The 14401-nt window shown below is 59.4% G+C and carries 15 protein-coding genes; 7 read left to right on the top strand and 8 right to left on the bottom strand.

The features are described from left to right. Window positions 1–24: 24 nt before the first annotated feature. The gene (rplU, locus tag GVN17_RS27125) at window positions 25–339 is read right to left on the bottom strand and encodes a 50S ribosomal protein L21 (RefSeq protein ID WP_093464734.1); all 315 of its coding nucleotides are present in this window, start codon (window positions 337–339) and stop codon (window positions 25–27) included. 241 nt (window positions 340–580) lie between these two features. On the opposite strand from rplU, the gene GVN17_RS27120 reads away from it, so the two are divergent. Next, a complete protein-coding gene (locus GVN17_RS27120; protein WP_166598371.1) occupies window positions 581–1549 on the top strand; it encodes a polyprenyl synthetase family protein in 969 nt (322 codons plus the stop codon). Between the two features lie 281 nt (window positions 1550–1830). After that, window positions 1831–2073: a hypothetical protein gene (locus tag GVN17_RS27115; RefSeq protein WP_166598370.1), complete on the top strand. Its 243-nt coding sequence runs from the start codon at window positions 1831–1833 to the stop codon at window positions 2071–2073. A 118-nt stretch (window positions 2074–2191) separates the two neighbouring features. Here the strand turns inward: GVN17_RS27115 and GVN17_RS27110 are convergent, their stop codons facing one another. From GVN17_RS27110 to GVN17_RS27090, 5 genes are all read right to left on the bottom strand, one after another. Then, window positions 2192–2809 (bottom strand): FKBP-type peptidyl-prolyl cis-trans isomerase, encoded by a 618-nt coding sequence (locus GVN17_RS27110; protein WP_166598369.1) that lies wholly within the window; start codon window positions 2807–2809, stop codon window positions 2192–2194. A 99-nt stretch (window positions 2810–2908) separates the two neighbouring features. Continuing rightward, complete coding sequence (locus GVN17_RS27105; protein WP_166598368.1) at window positions 2909–3214, bottom strand: DUF6482 family protein; 306 nt, start codon at window positions 3212–3214, stop codon at window positions 2909–2911. 129 nt (window positions 3215–3343) lie between these two features. Beyond that, window positions 3344–3832 carry a TIGR00645 family protein gene (locus GVN17_RS27100; RefSeq protein WP_166598367.1) on the bottom strand — a complete coding sequence of 163 codons (489 nt, stop codon included), beginning with the start codon at window positions 3830–3832 and terminating at the stop codon, window positions 3344–3346. A gap of 182 nt (window positions 3833–4014) precedes the next feature. Then, window positions 4015–4347, bottom strand: coding sequence for a hypothetical protein (locus GVN17_RS27095; RefSeq protein ID WP_166598388.1), 333 nt, complete (start codon window positions 4345–4347; stop codon window positions 4015–4017). Window positions 4348–4532: 185 nt separating this feature from the next. Further along, on the bottom strand, window positions 4533–6965 hold the full coding sequence (locus tag GVN17_RS27090; RefSeq protein WP_166598366.1) for a Lon protease family protein: 2433 nt from the start codon (window positions 6963–6965) through the stop codon (window positions 4533–4535). Window positions 6966–7247: 282 nt separating this feature from the next. Here GVN17_RS27090 and GVN17_RS27085 point away from each other — a divergent pair, with 282 nt between their 5' ends. Together GVN17_RS27085 and GVN17_RS27080 are read left to right on the top strand one after the other, a co-directional pair. Continuing rightward, window positions 7248–7736, top strand: a complete 489-nt coding sequence (locus GVN17_RS27085; protein WP_166598365.1) for a DUF3015 domain-containing protein — start codon at window positions 7248–7250, stop codon at window positions 7734–7736. A 75-nt stretch (window positions 7737–7811) separates the two neighbouring features. Next, on the top strand, window positions 7812–9671 hold the full coding sequence (locus GVN17_RS27080) for a DUF4105 domain-containing protein (protein WP_166598364.1): 1860 nt from the start codon (window positions 7812–7814) through the stop codon (window positions 9669–9671). Window positions 9672–9878: 207 nt separating this feature from the next. Here GVN17_RS27080 and GVN17_RS27075 read toward each other — a convergent pair whose 3' ends face one another. Beyond that, window positions 9879–10076: a heavy-metal-associated domain-containing protein gene (locus GVN17_RS27075; protein WP_166598363.1), complete on the bottom strand. Its 198-nt coding sequence runs from the start codon at window positions 10074–10076 to the stop codon at window positions 9879–9881. Window positions 10077–10230: 154 nt separating this feature from the next. Between GVN17_RS27075 and GVN17_RS27070 the strand changes: the two genes are divergently transcribed. From GVN17_RS27070 to cueR, 3 genes are all read left to right on the top strand, one after another. Continuing rightward, a complete protein-coding gene (locus GVN17_RS27070) occupies window positions 10231–10611 on the top strand; it encodes a hypothetical protein (protein ID WP_166598362.1) in 381 nt (126 codons plus the stop codon). A 104-nt stretch (window positions 10612–10715) separates the two neighbouring features. After that, entirely contained in the window at window positions 10716–12914 is a 2199-nt protein-coding gene (locus tag GVN17_RS27065; RefSeq protein WP_256665433.1) for a cation-translocating P-type ATPase, read from the top strand. Then, complete coding sequence (gene cueR / locus GVN17_RS27060) at window positions 12911–13315, top strand: Cu(I)-responsive transcriptional regulator (RefSeq protein WP_166598361.1); 405 nt, start codon at window positions 12911–12913, stop codon at window positions 13313–13315. Before GVN17_RS27065 ends, cueR begins: the two co-directional genes overlap by 4 nt. A gap of 37 nt (window positions 13316–13352) precedes the next feature. Here cueR and GVN17_RS27055 read toward each other — a convergent pair whose 3' ends face one another. Next, the gene (locus GVN17_RS27055) at window positions 13353–14246 is read right to left on the bottom strand and encodes a PA4780 family RIO1-like protein kinase (RefSeq protein ID WP_166598360.1); all 894 of its coding nucleotides are present in this window, start codon (window positions 14244–14246) and stop codon (window positions 13353–13355) included. Between the last annotated feature and the right edge of the window lie 155 nt (window positions 14247–14401).

Here is a 14401-nt window from a genome sequence, read left to right as displayed (position 1 = left end):
CCTATTAGGGTATCAGGCTGAAATTCAGGCCTGGATACCGGTGATTTTGATCTCGGTGAACCACTGGCGGTGGCCCATACGCTTCATGTGGTGCTTACGGCGACGGAACTTGATGATGCGGACTTTATCGTGACGACCTTGGGAGATCACTTCAGCCACAACGGTAGCACCGGCAACAACTGGAGCACCGATATTGACGTCGTCACCGTTGGCAACCAGCAGAACGCGGTCGAAGGTCACGGTTTCGCCAGTAGCGACTTCCAGTTTTTCAATTTTCAGGTATTCACCTGGGGCGACTTTGTACTGCTTGCCACCGGTAACGATTACTGCGTACGACATGGTATTTCTCCGAAAATCCTGCTCACCCAGCGCTTTATAAGAAGAGTATCGGCTGGCATGGCTGCATGGGGCTGGAAAGGCTCGTCATGCAATTGCGTAAGGCAGGTGCTGCCCAGGAAAGTTAGGGTGCGCGATTGTACGCAAGCCGCGAACGCCTTGCAAGCGGCGTTACGTCACGCCTTGACAGGGTGGGGCCTGCGACCTAGCATGCCGCGCAACCCTTCTGGAGCACGTCTCGCTGATGCAACCCCAAGCCTTCTACCGCGCTGTGGCGGACGACTTTACAGCCGTCGACCACATTATCAAGAAGCAGCTGACATCGCGCGTGCCGCTGGTCTCGAAAATCGGCGACTACATTACCTCAGCTGGCGGCAAACGTCTGCGTCCGTTGTTGGTGCTCCTGTGCGGCAAGGCACTCGGCAGCGGTGGCGACAACCTGCGCCTGCTGGCGGCCACCATCGAATTCCTGCACACCGCGACCCTGTTGCACGACGATGTCGTTGACATGTCCGGTATGCGCCGTGGCCGTTCGACTGCCAACGCCATGTGGGGCAACGCACCCAGCGTTCTGGTCGGCGACTTCCTTTATTCCCGCTCGTTCGAAATGATGGTCGAGCTGGGTTCGATGCCGGTCATGAAGATCCTTTCGAAAGCCACTCGCGTCATTGCGGAAGGCGAAGTGCTGCAACTGTCCAAGGTTCGGGACGCCAGCACCACCGAAGAAACCTACATGGAAGTGATTCGCGGCAAGACGGCCATGCTGTTCGAAGCCTCGACCCACAGCGCCGCCGCCCTGGCCAATGCAAACCATGACCAGAGTGAAGCGTTACGCACGTTCGGCGACCATCTGGGCATCGCGTTCCAGTTGGTCGACGACCTGCTCGACTACCGCGGCGACGCCGAGACCATGGGCAAGAACATTGGTGACGACCTGGCAGAAGGCAAACCGACCCTGCCCCTGATCTACACCATGCGCGAAGGCACGCCTGAGCAAGCAGCATTGGTGCGCAAGGCGATTCAGAAAGGCGGCCTGGAAGACCTGGATGCCATCCGTGAAGCGGTCGAGCAATCCGGCTCGCTGGACTACACGGCACAATTGGCCCGTGACTATGTGGCTCGCGCCATCGCCTGCCTGGATGTGCTGCCTGCCAGCGAGTACCGCGATGCGCTGATCGAACTGAGCGAATTCGCCGTCGCCCGCACGCACTGACGCGCGCACCGCCTCACCAGAAGCCCGTCCTCGTGACGGGCTTTTTCATGCCCGGTAGAGATCCCTGCAGGAGTGAGCTTGCTCGCGATAGGGAATGCCAATCACGTATTCATCAACGGACTCAGCGCCATCGCGAGCAAGCTCACCCCTACAGGTTTCCCGCTCGCCGGAAAGAATGCCCTGAATCCATCCGCCACCAAAATGCGAATTAATCTCAAATAGATCCTTGCTATTCTTCAGATAGGAATTATTCTCATTGAATCATTTCAAGGAGAACGAACATGACCTATCTGATCGACGCATGGCTGGATCGGCCACACCCTTACCTGCGTATCCTGCATCGCGAAACCGGGGAGGTGTGCGCCGTGCTGGAAGAAGACGCGCTGGATGAATTGCGAGATCAAGGAGATCTGGACGTGAACAGCCTCAGCTCATGCGAACCGGGGATTCAAAAGGAGATGGTGCGCAGCCTGTTCCTGTTCTGCTATGCCCGAGCGTTGCGCCCGGCATGCGAACTTCACTGATCAGCTGCAAGTGGCAAGCTACACGCCGCAAGCTTTTCGTCGTCGACTGTACGATCAGGACCAGTCAACGACGCACTGCTTTTAACGTGAAGCTCAACACTTGCAGCTTGCCGCTGTTTTAGAGGACGTCGAGCAGTTCGACGTCGAACACCAGCACGCTGTGCGGCGGGATGCTGCCAACGCCTTGAGCGCCGTAAGCCAGTTCGCTCGGCACGTGCAGGCGCCATTTGCTGCCGGCTTTCATCAATTGAAGGGCTTCGGTCCAGCCAGCGATCACGCCGCCAACCGGGAATTCGGCCGGCTCGCCACGATCGTAGGAGCTGTCGAAGACGGTGCCGTCGATCAGCATGCCGTGGTAATGAGTACGCACGTTGCTTTCGCGGGTTGGCTGAGCGCCATCGCCTTGGGTGATCACTTCGAACTGCAAACCGGAATCCAACGTCGTGACGCCTTCACGCTTGGCGTTTTCGGCCAGGTATTCCTTGCCAGCGCCTGCAGCGGCTTCGGCTTTGGCGGCGGCTTCAGCTTGCATGATTTCACGAATGACTTTGAAGCTGGCCGCCATTTCTTCCTGGCTGACACGGCTTGGCTGACCAGCGAACGCATCGGTCAGACCGGCCAGGATGGCGTCCAGATTGACGCCCGGTGGCGGGTTGTCACGCAGTTGGTCGCCCAGTTGGCGGCCAATGCCGTAGCTGACGCGGGTTTCGTCGGTGGACAGATTGACTTCGGACATGCTGCTGCTCCGCTTGATGAACGCCCGCAGGCGCCCTGAACTAAAAGGCCGAGCAGCCTAGCACATCTGCCCTCCGCACCCTAGGCAGCCAACCCGCCGCTACCAGGCCGAGCGAATAGAGATGGGAACGCGCACGACCTGTTCCTCGGTGTCGCGGATGCCACACATCTCGTCGTGAACCACGGCGTGCACCAGATTGAACGGCATATGCGAGACCGATTGCAGCACGTCCCTGGCGTGTTCGACCGAGCGCAGGTGCAGGGTTTTTCCCTGGGCATCGTTCAGCGGATGCGCAGCGCCGTGCATGCGCGCTTCGAGCAGGTAAATGCCGCCTTCCATGGAGATAAGGTTGAGTTCGTCGATGTGGCCGGCACTGGCGTGAGCCGTGAGTTCCTGAAGATTCATGAGAGAGTCCTCGTTGATTCAGGCGTTGAGTGAGCGAAAAAGAAGTCTTGCCCAGTCTGGCTGAAGTACAAGGAACAGAAGGCGCCGCTGGTCATTTTCTGTTCAGTTGAAAATGCCAGCGGCCTGGGATCAGTGCTTGGTCAGCTTGTCCAGATAGCCCATCGCAAACGCCGATACCACGAAGGTCATGTGAATGATCACGTACCACATCAGGTATTGGGTTTCGATGTTTTTGGCGTCCATGAACACCCGCAGCAGATGAATGGAAGAGATCGCGACGATGGACGCGGCGACTTTCATCTTCAGGGAAGACGAGTCCATTTTGCCGAGCCAGTTGAGCTTTTCCTTGTCTTCGTCGATGTCGAGCTGGGACACGAAGTTCTCGTAACCCGAGATCATCACCATGACCAGCAGACCGCCCACCAGCGCCATGTCGATCAGCGACAGCAGCACCAGAATCAGGTCGGACTCTGCCAGGGAAAACACATTGGGGATGACGTGAAAGATTTCCTGAAAGAACTTGAGCGCCAGCGCCAAAAGTCCCAGAGACAGGCCAAAGTAGATCGGCGCCAACAACCAGCGCGACGCGTACATGGCATTTTCGATAAACCGTTCCATTGAAGCTCACAGGTAATTGAAAGCCCGCGAGTATAGGGTCAAGGTTTGTCGACACAAGTGTTGAGGACAAGAAATGAAACAATTAACTGGAGTGGCTTGCGCCTGTAGCCATCGGCGAACTCCACGCTACAACCCTGATGATCAGGCATACCACGGGGCGTTCGTCGATGTGTCAGAGCGTGTCAGTTGACCGGAGAGGTTCGCTGACCGTGAGCAGTGTCACCGTTGATCCGTCGTAACTCACCCTGCAGATGAAGACTCCAGATCGGTATTTCTTCCGCAGTCTGATAACCATGAAGGGTCAGGCTTTCGGCAATCGCGTCCAATACGGACTCGGCGGCGACCGGGCCATGAAACGGGCCCTGAGCCTTTAACGCGGAAGGTTGTTCTCCGGACATCCCGGCGGCGAACAGCAAAGTCCACATACCGTTATCGCCGGACAGAGGGCGAACCACACATTCGATACGGGTCTCAAGACCCAGACATTGGCGAGTAAGACAGAGGCTGCGCGGCATGGCGAGCTCCTCATTGATTGCAGTATTCATTCCCTTGGAACAGCGAAGGAAACGCGTCAGTCCCTTTGACAACTGCTGCAATACGACAATATCGAAGAAATACCCCACAGGAAAAGCGTAAAAACAAAAAGGGCGCCGAATGGTCATTTTGCCATCAAGCGCCCTGTTTCATTGACGTCAAACCGTCAACTTTTCAGTTCGGGTTGTAATTGTGGCGCCTCTTTTTCGAGCTCTTTCAGGTCTTCTTCGCTGAGCATTTCTGCGATATCGCGCAGACGATCCACCACCCGGCCATTGACCGAATTTTCCGGGAACTGCCCCTCTTCATCCGCCTCGCCCACCGCTTCTCCGACAAGCAGGCTCAGCGCCTCGTCCACCTGACGCACGGCATAGACATGGAACTGCCCCGCACGCACGGCTTGCAGTACACGCTCGTCGAGCATCAGCGTGGCGACGTTGGCCTGCGGGATGATTGCGCCTTGATCGCCTGTCAGACCCCGGGCTTCACAGAGTCGGAAAAAGCCTTCGATCTTCTCGTTGACGCCGCCCACGGCCTGCACTTCACCGAATTGGTTGATGGAGCCGGTAATCGCGAAACATTGCTTGAGCGGCGTTTTCGACAACGCCGAGATCAGCGTGCAGACCTCGCCCAGCGAAGCGCTGTCGCCATCCACGTAACCGTAGGACTGTTCGAGGGCGATGCTCGCGGAAATCGCCAGCGGGAATTCCTGCGCATAACGGCTGCCCAGATACCCGGTGAGAATCATCACACCCTTGGAGTGAATCGGCTGACCGAGGTTGACCTCACGCTCGATGTCGACGATGCCGCTGCCGCCCGGATAGACCGTCGCGGAAATACGTGCTGGCACACCGAAGGCCGAGTCGCCGACTTCCAGCACGGTCAACCCGTTGCATTTGCCGACCGCTGCGCCTGTGGTGTCGATCAGGATGATCCCGGCAAGCATGTCGTCGAGAATCCGTGCCGAGACGCGACCGGTGCGTGTGGCTTTGGCCTTGAGTGCGCGCTCGATATGGCCCGCATCCGTGCGCTCGTCGTTGGCCAGGCTGCGAATGAAATCCGCCTCGCTGACCAACTGAAACAGATCACCGATACGCGCCGACAAACGCCCCTGATGCTCCGCCAGCCGAGCGCTGTAGGTCGCCAGACGGGCGACGGCATCGGCGGTCAACGGCGCCATACCCTCTTCCGAGGTGCGCGTTTTCAGCAACTGCGCGAACTGCTCAAGGCTTTCGTCGACCATCGGGATGTCTTCGTCGAAATCCACCAGCACCCGGAACATCTCTTGGAAGTCCGGATCGAGGTCTTGCAGCGTGTAATACAGTGAGCGGGCGCCAATGATGATGACTTTGACCTGCAACGGAATGGTCTGCGGCGTCAGGGTCACGGTCGCGATACGTCCCAGCTCGCCCAGCGGTGACTCCATCTTGAGCTTGCGCGATTGCAGCGAGCGTTTGAGGGCATCCCACACGAACGGCTCGCTGAGCATCTTCTCGGCTTCGAGAATCAGGAAACCGCCATTGGCCCGGTGAAAAGCCCCCGGACGCAGTTGGCGGTAGGTGGTGTACAGCGCGCCTTGGTCGGTGCTGTATTCGATACGCCCGAACAGGTTGTCGTAGGTCGGGTGCGGCTCGAACACCACAGGCGCCCCGCCGCTGGCTGAATGACCGACCACCAGGCTCGGGCAGTATTGCTCTTCCAGCAGCTTGCGCGCCTGAGCGTCGGTCTTGCTGTCGTCGACCAGTTGCTCGACCACTGTTTTCAGCAGGTTGACCTGCACAGCCTGCAGGTACGCGCAAACGGCGGCATTCTCGGCGTACTGCTCCGAGAGCGGCGCCAGCAGCGGTTGCAGGGCCAGAATGATCGTCTCTTCATTTAGCTGACGCATCTGGTTGTTGGACTCGCGCTTCCACTGCGGCAGGCTGGCGAGCTCTTCATTCAAACGTTCTTCCAGCGCCGAAATATCGGTGTGAAAACGCTCGCGCTCGGCTTCCGGCAGTTGTGAAAACTCGGCCTCGTCCAACGCCTTGCCTTCCAGCATGGGCGTGAAGGCGATGTTGGTGCTGTCGCGATACAGGGCGATGTCCTTTTCCAGCGCCAAGCGCTCGATCACGTCCAGTGCCTTGTCGTAGCGCTGATTGAAGGCACGGTCGATGGCGCTTTTCTTCTGCTGGTAGGACGGATGCTCAAAGACTGCAGGAAAAGTCGACAGCAAGTTGTCGATCAGTCCGTTTATGTCGGCGATGAACGAACTGGCGCTGCCCGGTGGCAACTCCACGGCGCGAGGCTCGCGCGGCTCGTCGAAGTTGTTGACGTAGACCCAGTCCGACGGGGTCTGCATGCGCTTGCCCTCGGCCTTGAGGTAGCGCTTGACGAATGAGAAGCGGCCGGTGCCGGGCTCACCCATGACGAATACGTTGTAGCCAGGGCGCGGCATGGCGACCCCGAATTGCAAGGCCTCGACTGCTCGCTCCTGGCCGAGTACGCCGCGAAAGGGTTCCAGATCGTTGGTTGTCGTGAAGCTGAACTGTTCAGCGGAAAAGGGGCGGGTCAGCGCCTCGGGCGCAAGTCGCAGGCTGGCAGCTACAGAATCGGGCATCGGACATCCTTACATCAGGCGGGGCAGATGGGGGCATTCTGGCGCTCGCCGCACCAGACTGGCAAGGCAAGAACTCGCGCAATCGTTTTCTTGTTGAGGAAGCGACCTACAAGCCCCAAAGGCCGGTGGCTACAGACAACAAACTGCAATAAACCACGGAACGTTCAGATCGTGCCTAAACTCCAAGCTGCGCGGTCGGTAACAAATCGAATAGCCGGCCCGACCTGACGCCCGTATCGGTCAGGACTCCGACCCTTGGTTGAAACAACAGAGACTAACGCTATGAAACGGATTCTTCTTGGTACTCTCCTCGCCGCTGCATCCCTGAACGCCATGGCTCAAGCCCCTGGTGGCCCAGATTGCGGCTGGGGCAACATGCTGTTCGAAGGGCAACGCGGCACCCCGGCCCACTTCCTGGCTTCCACCACCAACGGCACCTCCGGTAACGCCACCTTCGGCATGACCTCGGGCACCAACGGCTGCTCCACCAACAGCGCGCTGACGTACGGCGGCAAATCCTGGTTTGCCATGAACGGCATGATGGACGAGCTCTCCAAAGACATGGCGATGGGCCAAGGCGAAGCACTGACCACCTACGCGGTCGTGCTGGGCGTTGCACCGGAAGACCGTGCGCATTTCGCCGCCGTCACCCACGAGCACTACACCCAAATCTTCAACAAGGCCGACGCCACCGCTGAAGACGTGCACACCAACACCATCGACGTCCTGAAGAACGATCCGACTCTGGCCAAATACGCAACCCAAGCCTAAAGTCGTGCCACCTGCCTCCCCGTCGGGAGGCAGGCTTTCAACGCCTTCCGCCTCTTTTTGATTAGTTGCCACTCTATGCTCAAACGCCTTGCCTGGCTGGTGCTCTGTGTCTGCGCCCCGCTGTCCGCCGCGCCTCACGTCGATAACGAACGTTTGCAGCACCTCGCCGATTCCAGGTTCTGGATCGCGATCGGCCACTATGAATCCGGCAAGCTGGGTGGCTGGCGCAGTTATGTCGATGACCCCAAATTCTTCCTGGCCACCCATGGTGCCCATGACCCTAAAGCCGAGCTGGCCGCGACCCTCGAAGCGATCTATCGCCCGGTCATGCAAGGCAAGGAAGACCTGCACCCGCAATGCGTCTATCCCTCGCGCACGCGTTTTCTGCGGGACGAGCTGAAGCTCACTGACCTGCCCGCCGTGGACTGCAAAGAATTCAACAAGTGGTTCTCCGATGTGGCGCCGGACAGCACGGTCATGATCTTCCCCGCCGCGTACCTCAACAGCCCGTCGTCGATGTTCGGCCACACATTGCTGCGCATCGACCAGGCCAATGTGCAGGCGAACAAGACTGCCCTGCTCAGTTACGCCATCAACTTCGGCGCCTACATCGAAGGCTCCGACAACAGCATTCTCTACGCCTGGAAAGGCCTGATGGGCGGCTACCCCGGTCTGTTCGCGCTCGTGCCGTATCAGGAAAAACTCTCCGAGTACCGTAGTCTCGAAAACCGCGACCTGTGGGAATACCGCCTGAACCTGACGCCGGAAGAAACGCGGCGCATGGTCGAGCACGTGTGGGAACTCAAGCAGATTCGCTTCGGCTATTTCTTCTTCGACGAAAACTGTTCGTACCGGCTGCTGGAGCTGTTGCAGGTCGCGCGCCCGAGCCTGAACCTGACGCCGCAATTTCAGCTCACGGCCATTCCCACCGACACTGTGCGCGCCGTTAAAGAGGCGGGTCTGGTCGAAAAAATCGACTATCGCCCCTCCAAGGAACGCGAACTGCTGAGCCGCGCCGAACCGTTGAATCACGATGAGAAACAGTGGGTGCTGAAGGTGAGCGCCGACCAGAAGCAAATGCAGACGGCGGAATACCTCGCGGTGCCAAAAGAGCGCCGGGCGTTGATTCAGGACGCAGCCTATCGACTGGAGCGTTACCGCGCTAATGGTGAGGAGCGCGACGCTGCAAGGTCGCAACGCAGCTACGACCTGCTGCGGGCAATCAGCACCAACCCGCCGCCTGCGCTTGATATCGAGCGTCCGGGTTTGCCTGAAGACGGCCACGAATCGCGCACCTGGCAGTTAGGCGCAGGTACGCGGGACGACAAGGCTTTCGCGGAATATGGGTTGCGCATGGCCTATCACGACCTGAACGACAACGCTTACGGCTTCCCGCTCGGCGCGCAGATCGAGATTCTTCAGTTGAAGCTGCGCCAGTACGAAAACAATAAGTGGCAGGTGCAGCAACTGGACCTCGCGACCATTCGCTCACTCACGCCGCGCAACGAGCTGTTGCAGCCTTGGTCGTGGCAGGTCGCGGGCGGTCTGGAGCGCGTGTTGGGCAAGCATGGCGACGAAAATCTGGTGAGCCACGTGAACGGTGGCGCGGGCGGGACATGGAAGCTGGGGGATGACGTGCTGGGTTTTGCGCTGGGCACGGTACGCATCGAGCACAACAATGATTTCGACGCGTTCGTTTCGCCTGCTGCGGGCTTTGACAGCGGGGTGCTGTGGCGCAATCCGCTGGGCAATCTGAGTCTGGAGGGCAAGGGCGATTACTTCACCAACGGCGAAGTGCGACGCACGATCAGTCTGAACCAACAGTGGGAATTGTCCCGAAACCTGGGACTGCGGCTGAGTGCGCAGCGTGAGTTCAGCGAGCTGACGTCGCCGGTGAATGAAGTGATGCTGGAGTTGAAGTGGTATCACTATTGATCTGATAACCGCACGACCTGGCCGTGCGGTTACAGGTAGATGCCCGCGTACAAGCGCCCTGTGGGAGCGAATTCATTCGCGAAGCATCATTACATCCGACACATCTCTATCGACTGCCCCTTTTTCGCGAATGAATTCGCTCCCACAGAAGCCCGATGGCGCCCCGACGCGTGAGTCTGACTGGGGCCGCCTGCGGGGACTCAACACTCACGCCACCTTCGCGGTATACCCCTCCTCCACAATCAACCCGATGATCTGATCGGCCGGCAGTTGGCTTTGCACGACCACCTCACCTTTGGCCAGGTCGATCTGCACGTCGGCACTCGGGTCTTCGCCTTTGATCGCGTTGGTGACGGCGCGCACGCAGTGGTCGCAGGTCATGCCTTGAACGTTGAAGGTTTGCATGTCGTGACTCCTCGGTTGAGTGAAAAGCAATGAATGTCGGCATGTTCGACCTTCCCATCGGGGCAAGGTCAAGTTTTGATTGAATCTGCCGGGCTGGTATTCGGTCGTGCTCTGAGCCAAAGTGTTTCATCAACGTACATCAGGAGAATCGGCCATGGGCGGGTCTGCCTTTCGCATCGCAGGTTTCATTGGTCTGCTGGCCTCCGCATCCTGGGCTCAGGCGGACGAAGATTATGGCGTGCTCATCATTTCCCGCGAACGGCTGGAAGTCGCCACGTCCTGTGAAATTGGCATCTATATGCAGGATCAACTCGTCGGCCGGCTGTTCCAGGAAGAGTCCCGCTCGTTCAACCTGCCCGCCGGTAACATCTCTGTGCGCCTGCGTGTGCTGCCCGGCCAGATGCCCGGTTGCTCACCCGGCATTGAAGCGCAGAACAACACCGCCCTGCACATCAACGCTGGCGACGTTCTGAAGTACCGTATCGCATCAGGGCCGAACGGGATGTACCTCAAGCGGGCCGATTTGAATTACTAAGCCTGAAAAAAAGCACACCCTCCTTCGCTCAAAAATCGAGACTTGACCTTGCCCACGTGGCAAGGTTGATCCTTGTCGGCAATCGCCTTCAAGGAGTCCTCAGGATGTCCAGTCCCGATACGTTCGACCTGCCCATCACCGGCATGACCTGCGCCAGCTGCGCGGGACGTGTCGAGCGGGCGTTGCGCAAAGTCCCTGGCGTGAAGAGCGCCACCGTCAACCTCGCCAACGAGCGCGCCCACGTCGAAGTCCTCGACAAGATCGACCCTGCGAACCTGATCGCGGCGGTGGACAAAGCCGGTTATGGCGCCAGCCTTGAGCAGGATCGTGGTGTTCAGCAAGCCGATCAGCTGAAACGTCATGACAGCGAACGCTGGCACCTGATTCTGGCCATCGTGCTCGCTCTGCCGCTGGTGCTTCCGATGCTGCTGCAGCCATTTGGCGTGCATTGGATGCTCCCCGCCTGGTTCCAATTTCTGTTGGCCACCCCCGTGCAGTTTTTCCTTGGCGCGCGCTTCTATATTGCGGCATTCAAGGCTGTGCGGGCGATGGCGGGGAACATGGACTTGCTGGTCGCGCTGGGCACCAGCGCAGGTTACGGACTGAGCGTTTATCAGTGGCTTGTCACGCCAGCCGGTGCCATGCCGCACCTGTATTTCGAAGCTTCGGCGGTGGTCATCGCCCTAGTTTTGCTGGGCAAATACCTGGAAAGCAGCGCCAAGCGCCAGACCGCCAGCGCGATTCGTGCGCTCGAAGCGCTGCGGCCTGAACGCGCGGTTCGGGTGGTCGACGGGCAAGAAGCCGAGGTGGCGATCAGCGCATTGAAAGTAGGCGATCTTGTGCGCGTCAAACCCGGCGAGCGTTTTCCAGTAGACGGTGAAGTCGTCGAGGGTCAAAGCCATGCAGACGAAGCGCTGATCAGCGGTGAAAGCCTGCCTATCGCCAAACAGCCCGGCGACAGGGTCACCGGCGGCGCGATCAATGGCGAAGGCCGCCTGCTGGTCAGCACTCAGGCGCTGGGGGCCGAAACCGTTCTTGCACGCATCATTCGGCTTGTCGAAGACGCGCAGTCCGCCAAAGCGCCCATTCAAAAGCTGGTCGATAAAGTGAGTCAGGTATTCGTGCCAGTGGTCTTGTTGCTGGCGGTCGCGACACTGGTCGGCTGGCTAGTCGCAGGTGTTTCGGTTGAAACAGCGCTGATCAATGCTGTTGCCGTGCTGGTCATCGCCTGCCCATGCGCGCTGGGCCTGGCGACGCCCACGGCGATCATGGCTGGCACTGGCGTTGCGGCGCGCCATGGCATTTTGATCAAAGACGCCGAAGCGCTGGAACGCGCCCACGAAATCACTGCGGTGGTCTTCGACAAGACCGGGACGCTGACCTCGGGCACCCCGCGCATCGCCCACATGACCGCCGTGAACGACGACGTGAACGCATTGCTGCAGCAGGCCGGTGCGCTCCAGCGAGGAAGCGAGCATCCGCTGGCCAATGCCGTTCTGGACGCCGCACGCGAACAGGGCCTGACGTTGGAAGACATCACCCAAAGCCGCTCCCTCGCCGGGCGCGGCATCGCAGGCACCTTGCAAGGTCGTGAGCTGGCGCTGGGCAATCGGCGTCTGCTGGACGAAAGCGATCTCACGCCCGACGTCCTCGCTGAAACCGCTCAGGCCTGGGAAGCGGAAGGTCGAACATTGTCCTGGCTCATCGAACTGAGTCCGCAACGCCGCGTGCTTGGCCTGTTCGCTTTTGGTGACACCCTCAAACCGGGCGCTGCGCAGGCCGTTAAGACGCTAAGCAAGCGAAACATCAGCAGCCACTTGTTGACCGGCGACAATCGCGGCAGCGCCCGTGTGGTGGCTGAAGCGCTGGGCATCTCGGACGTGCACGCCGAAGTGCTGCCTGCAGACAAAGCCGCCACCGTGATCGAACTCAAAAAGACGGGTGTCGTGGCGATGGTCGGCGACGGCATCAACGACGCCCCTGCCCTTGCTGCGGCCGACGTCGGCATCGCCATGGGCGGCGGCACCGACGTCGCGATGCATGCCTCGGCCATCACCTTGATGCGCGGCGATCCTCGGTTGATCCCTGCTGCGCTCGACATCAGCCGCAAGACCTACGCGAAAATCCGGCAAAACCTGTTCTGGGCCTTCGTCTACAACCTGATCGGCATTCCACTGGCGGCGCTCGGCCTACTCAATCCCGTGCTGGCGGGGGCCGCCATGGCGCTGTCCAGCGTCAGCGTCGTAAGCAACGCCCTGCTGTTGAAAACCTGGAAACCCGACGTTGAAGGAGACGCATCATGAACATCGGCCAAGCCGCGAAAAGCAGCGGCCTCAGCGCCAAAATGATTCGCTACTACGAATCCATCGGCCTGCTACAGGCCGCCCATCGCACCGACACCGGCTACCGGTTATACGGCAAGGACGACCTGCATACCCTCGCCTTCATCAAACGCTCGCGGGATCTGGGGTTTTCTCTGGAAGAGGTCGGCAAACTGCTGACACTGTGGCAGGACCGAGGCCGCGCCAGCGCGGATGTCAAAGCCCTTGCGCGGCAGCACATCGCCGAGCTGAATCAGAAGATCGCCGAGCTGGCGGGTTTGCGCGATACGCTGCAAGACCTGGTCAAACACTGCCACGGCGATGACCGGCCGGATTGCCCTATTCTCAAAGATCTGGAATCGGGTGGGTGTTGCCGAGCATGAAAAAGCCCGACCTGGGTCGGGCTATCACATCAACCGTTCACTGCATCCACGGCGGAGGCGGTTCTTCGGCTTTGTTCGGGGGTGCATCGTCTGCCGCCCTTGCCGCCTGACGCCGCGCTTCGTCACGCTGCGCGGCCTCAATCTCACGCAGCACGCTGCCAACGTCAGCCTCTTCGTCCGGGTCGTCGAACTCTCCTGTGAGCACAGTCGCTGGCGACAAAGTGCCCGCCTGATAGTAAGCCCACATTTCTTTGGCAAAGCGGGTTTTCTTCAGCTCCGGTGCGAAACGTCCGAAGTACGAAGCCATGTTGCCCACGTCGCGTTCGAGCATGCTGAACGCATGGTTGTTGCCCGCCGCATCCACCGCCTGGGGCAAGTCGATGATGACCGGGCCGTCCGGTGACAACAGCACGTTGAACTCGGACAGGTCACCGTGCACCAGACCGGTACACAGCATCAGCACGATCTGTTGGATCAGAAATGCGTGATACTCACGAGCCTGATCCGGTTCGAGGGTGACGTCATTCAGACGCGGCGCCGCATCGCCGTATTCGTCCGAGACCATCTCCATCAGCAACACACCATCGAGGAAGTCGTAGGGCTTGGGCACTCTCACGCCCGCACTCGCCAACCGGAATAAAGCCGCCACCTCGGCGTTTTGCCAGGCATCCTCGGTTTCCTTGCGCCCAAACTTTGAACCCTTGGCCATCGCCCGGGCATCCCGACTGTTGCGGACCTTGCGGCCCTCCTGATATTCCGCCGCCTGACGGAAACTGCGTTTGTTCGCCTCCTTGTAAACCTTTGCGCAGCGCAGTTCTTTGCCGCAGCGCACCACATAAACAGCTGCCTCTTTACCGCTCATCAGCGGGCGCAGCACCTCGTCTACCAGACCGTCTTCGATCAGGGGTTCAATGCGTTTTGGAGTCTTCATCAGCTTTTATTGTGGGTCCTTCGTTGCCAAACACGCGATTGTTGCTCGTTATACGGCAATCCTCTGCCAGCGAGTAGGGGCATGTGGATTGAGTCATGGATTCAATTGCCAACCATACGTTCCCTGAATCATGGCAAGCAGCTTTCATGCCGGGT

The organism is Pseudomonas sp. SLFW (assembly GCF_009905615.1).
Lineage (GTDB): Bacteria > Pseudomonadota > Gammaproteobacteria > Pseudomonadales > Pseudomonadaceae > Aquipseudomonas > Aquipseudomonas bambusae.
Note: the sequence above shows the minus strand (reverse complement) of the source record. Positions and strands in the feature narration are given on the sequence as shown.

Coding starts and splice junctions, on each gene's coding strand:
- GVN17_RS27080 (WP_166598364.1), top strand. CDS start 7,812: ATGCTCAAACGCCTTGCCTGGCTGGTGCTCTGTGTCTGCGCCCCGCTG.
- GVN17_RS27110 (WP_166598369.1), bottom strand. CDS start 2,809: ATGTCCGAAGTCAATCTGTCCACCGACGAAACCCGCGTCAGCTACGGC.
- GVN17_RS27105 (WP_166598368.1), bottom strand. CDS start 3,214: ATGAATCTTCAGGAACTCACGGCTCACGCCAGTGCCGGCCACATCGAC.
- GVN17_RS27100 (WP_166598367.1), bottom strand. CDS start 3,832: ATGGAACGGTTTATCGAAAATGCCATGTACGCGTCGCGCTGGTTGTTG.
- cueR (WP_166598361.1), top strand. CDS start 12,911: ATGAACATCGGCCAAGCCGCGAAAAGCAGCGGCCTCAGCGCCAAAATG.
- GVN17_RS27085 (WP_166598365.1), top strand. CDS start 7,248: ATGAAACGGATTCTTCTTGGTACTCTCCTCGCCGCTGCATCCCTGAAC.
- GVN17_RS27090 (WP_166598366.1), bottom strand. CDS start 6,965: ATGCCCGATTCTGTAGCTGCCAGCCTGCGACTTGCGCCCGAGGCGCTG.
- GVN17_RS27120 (WP_166598371.1), top strand. CDS start 581: ATGCAACCCCAAGCCTTCTACCGCGCTGTGGCGGACGACTTTACAGCC.
- GVN17_RS27065 (WP_256665433.1), top strand. CDS start 10,716: ATGTCCAGTCCCGATACGTTCGACCTGCCCATCACCGGCATGACCTGC.
- GVN17_RS27075 (WP_166598363.1), bottom strand. CDS start 10,076: ATGCAAACCTTCAACGTTCAAGGCATGACCTGCGACCACTGCGTGCGC.
- GVN17_RS27115 (WP_166598370.1), top strand. CDS start 1,831: ATGACCTATCTGATCGACGCATGGCTGGATCGGCCACACCCTTACCTG.
- GVN17_RS27095 (WP_166598388.1), bottom strand. CDS start 4,347: ATGCCGCGCAGCCTCTGTCTTACTCGCCAATGTCTGGGTCTTGAGACC.
- rplU (WP_093464734.1), bottom strand. CDS start 339: ATGTCGTACGCAGTAATCGTTACCGGTGGCAAGCAGTACAAAGTCGCC.
- GVN17_RS27055 (WP_166598360.1), bottom strand. CDS start 14,246: ATGAAGACTCCAAAACGCATTGAACCCCTGATCGAAGACGGTCTGGTA.
- GVN17_RS27070 (WP_166598362.1), top strand. CDS start 10,231: ATGGGCGGGTCTGCCTTTCGCATCGCAGGTTTCATTGGTCTGCTGGCC.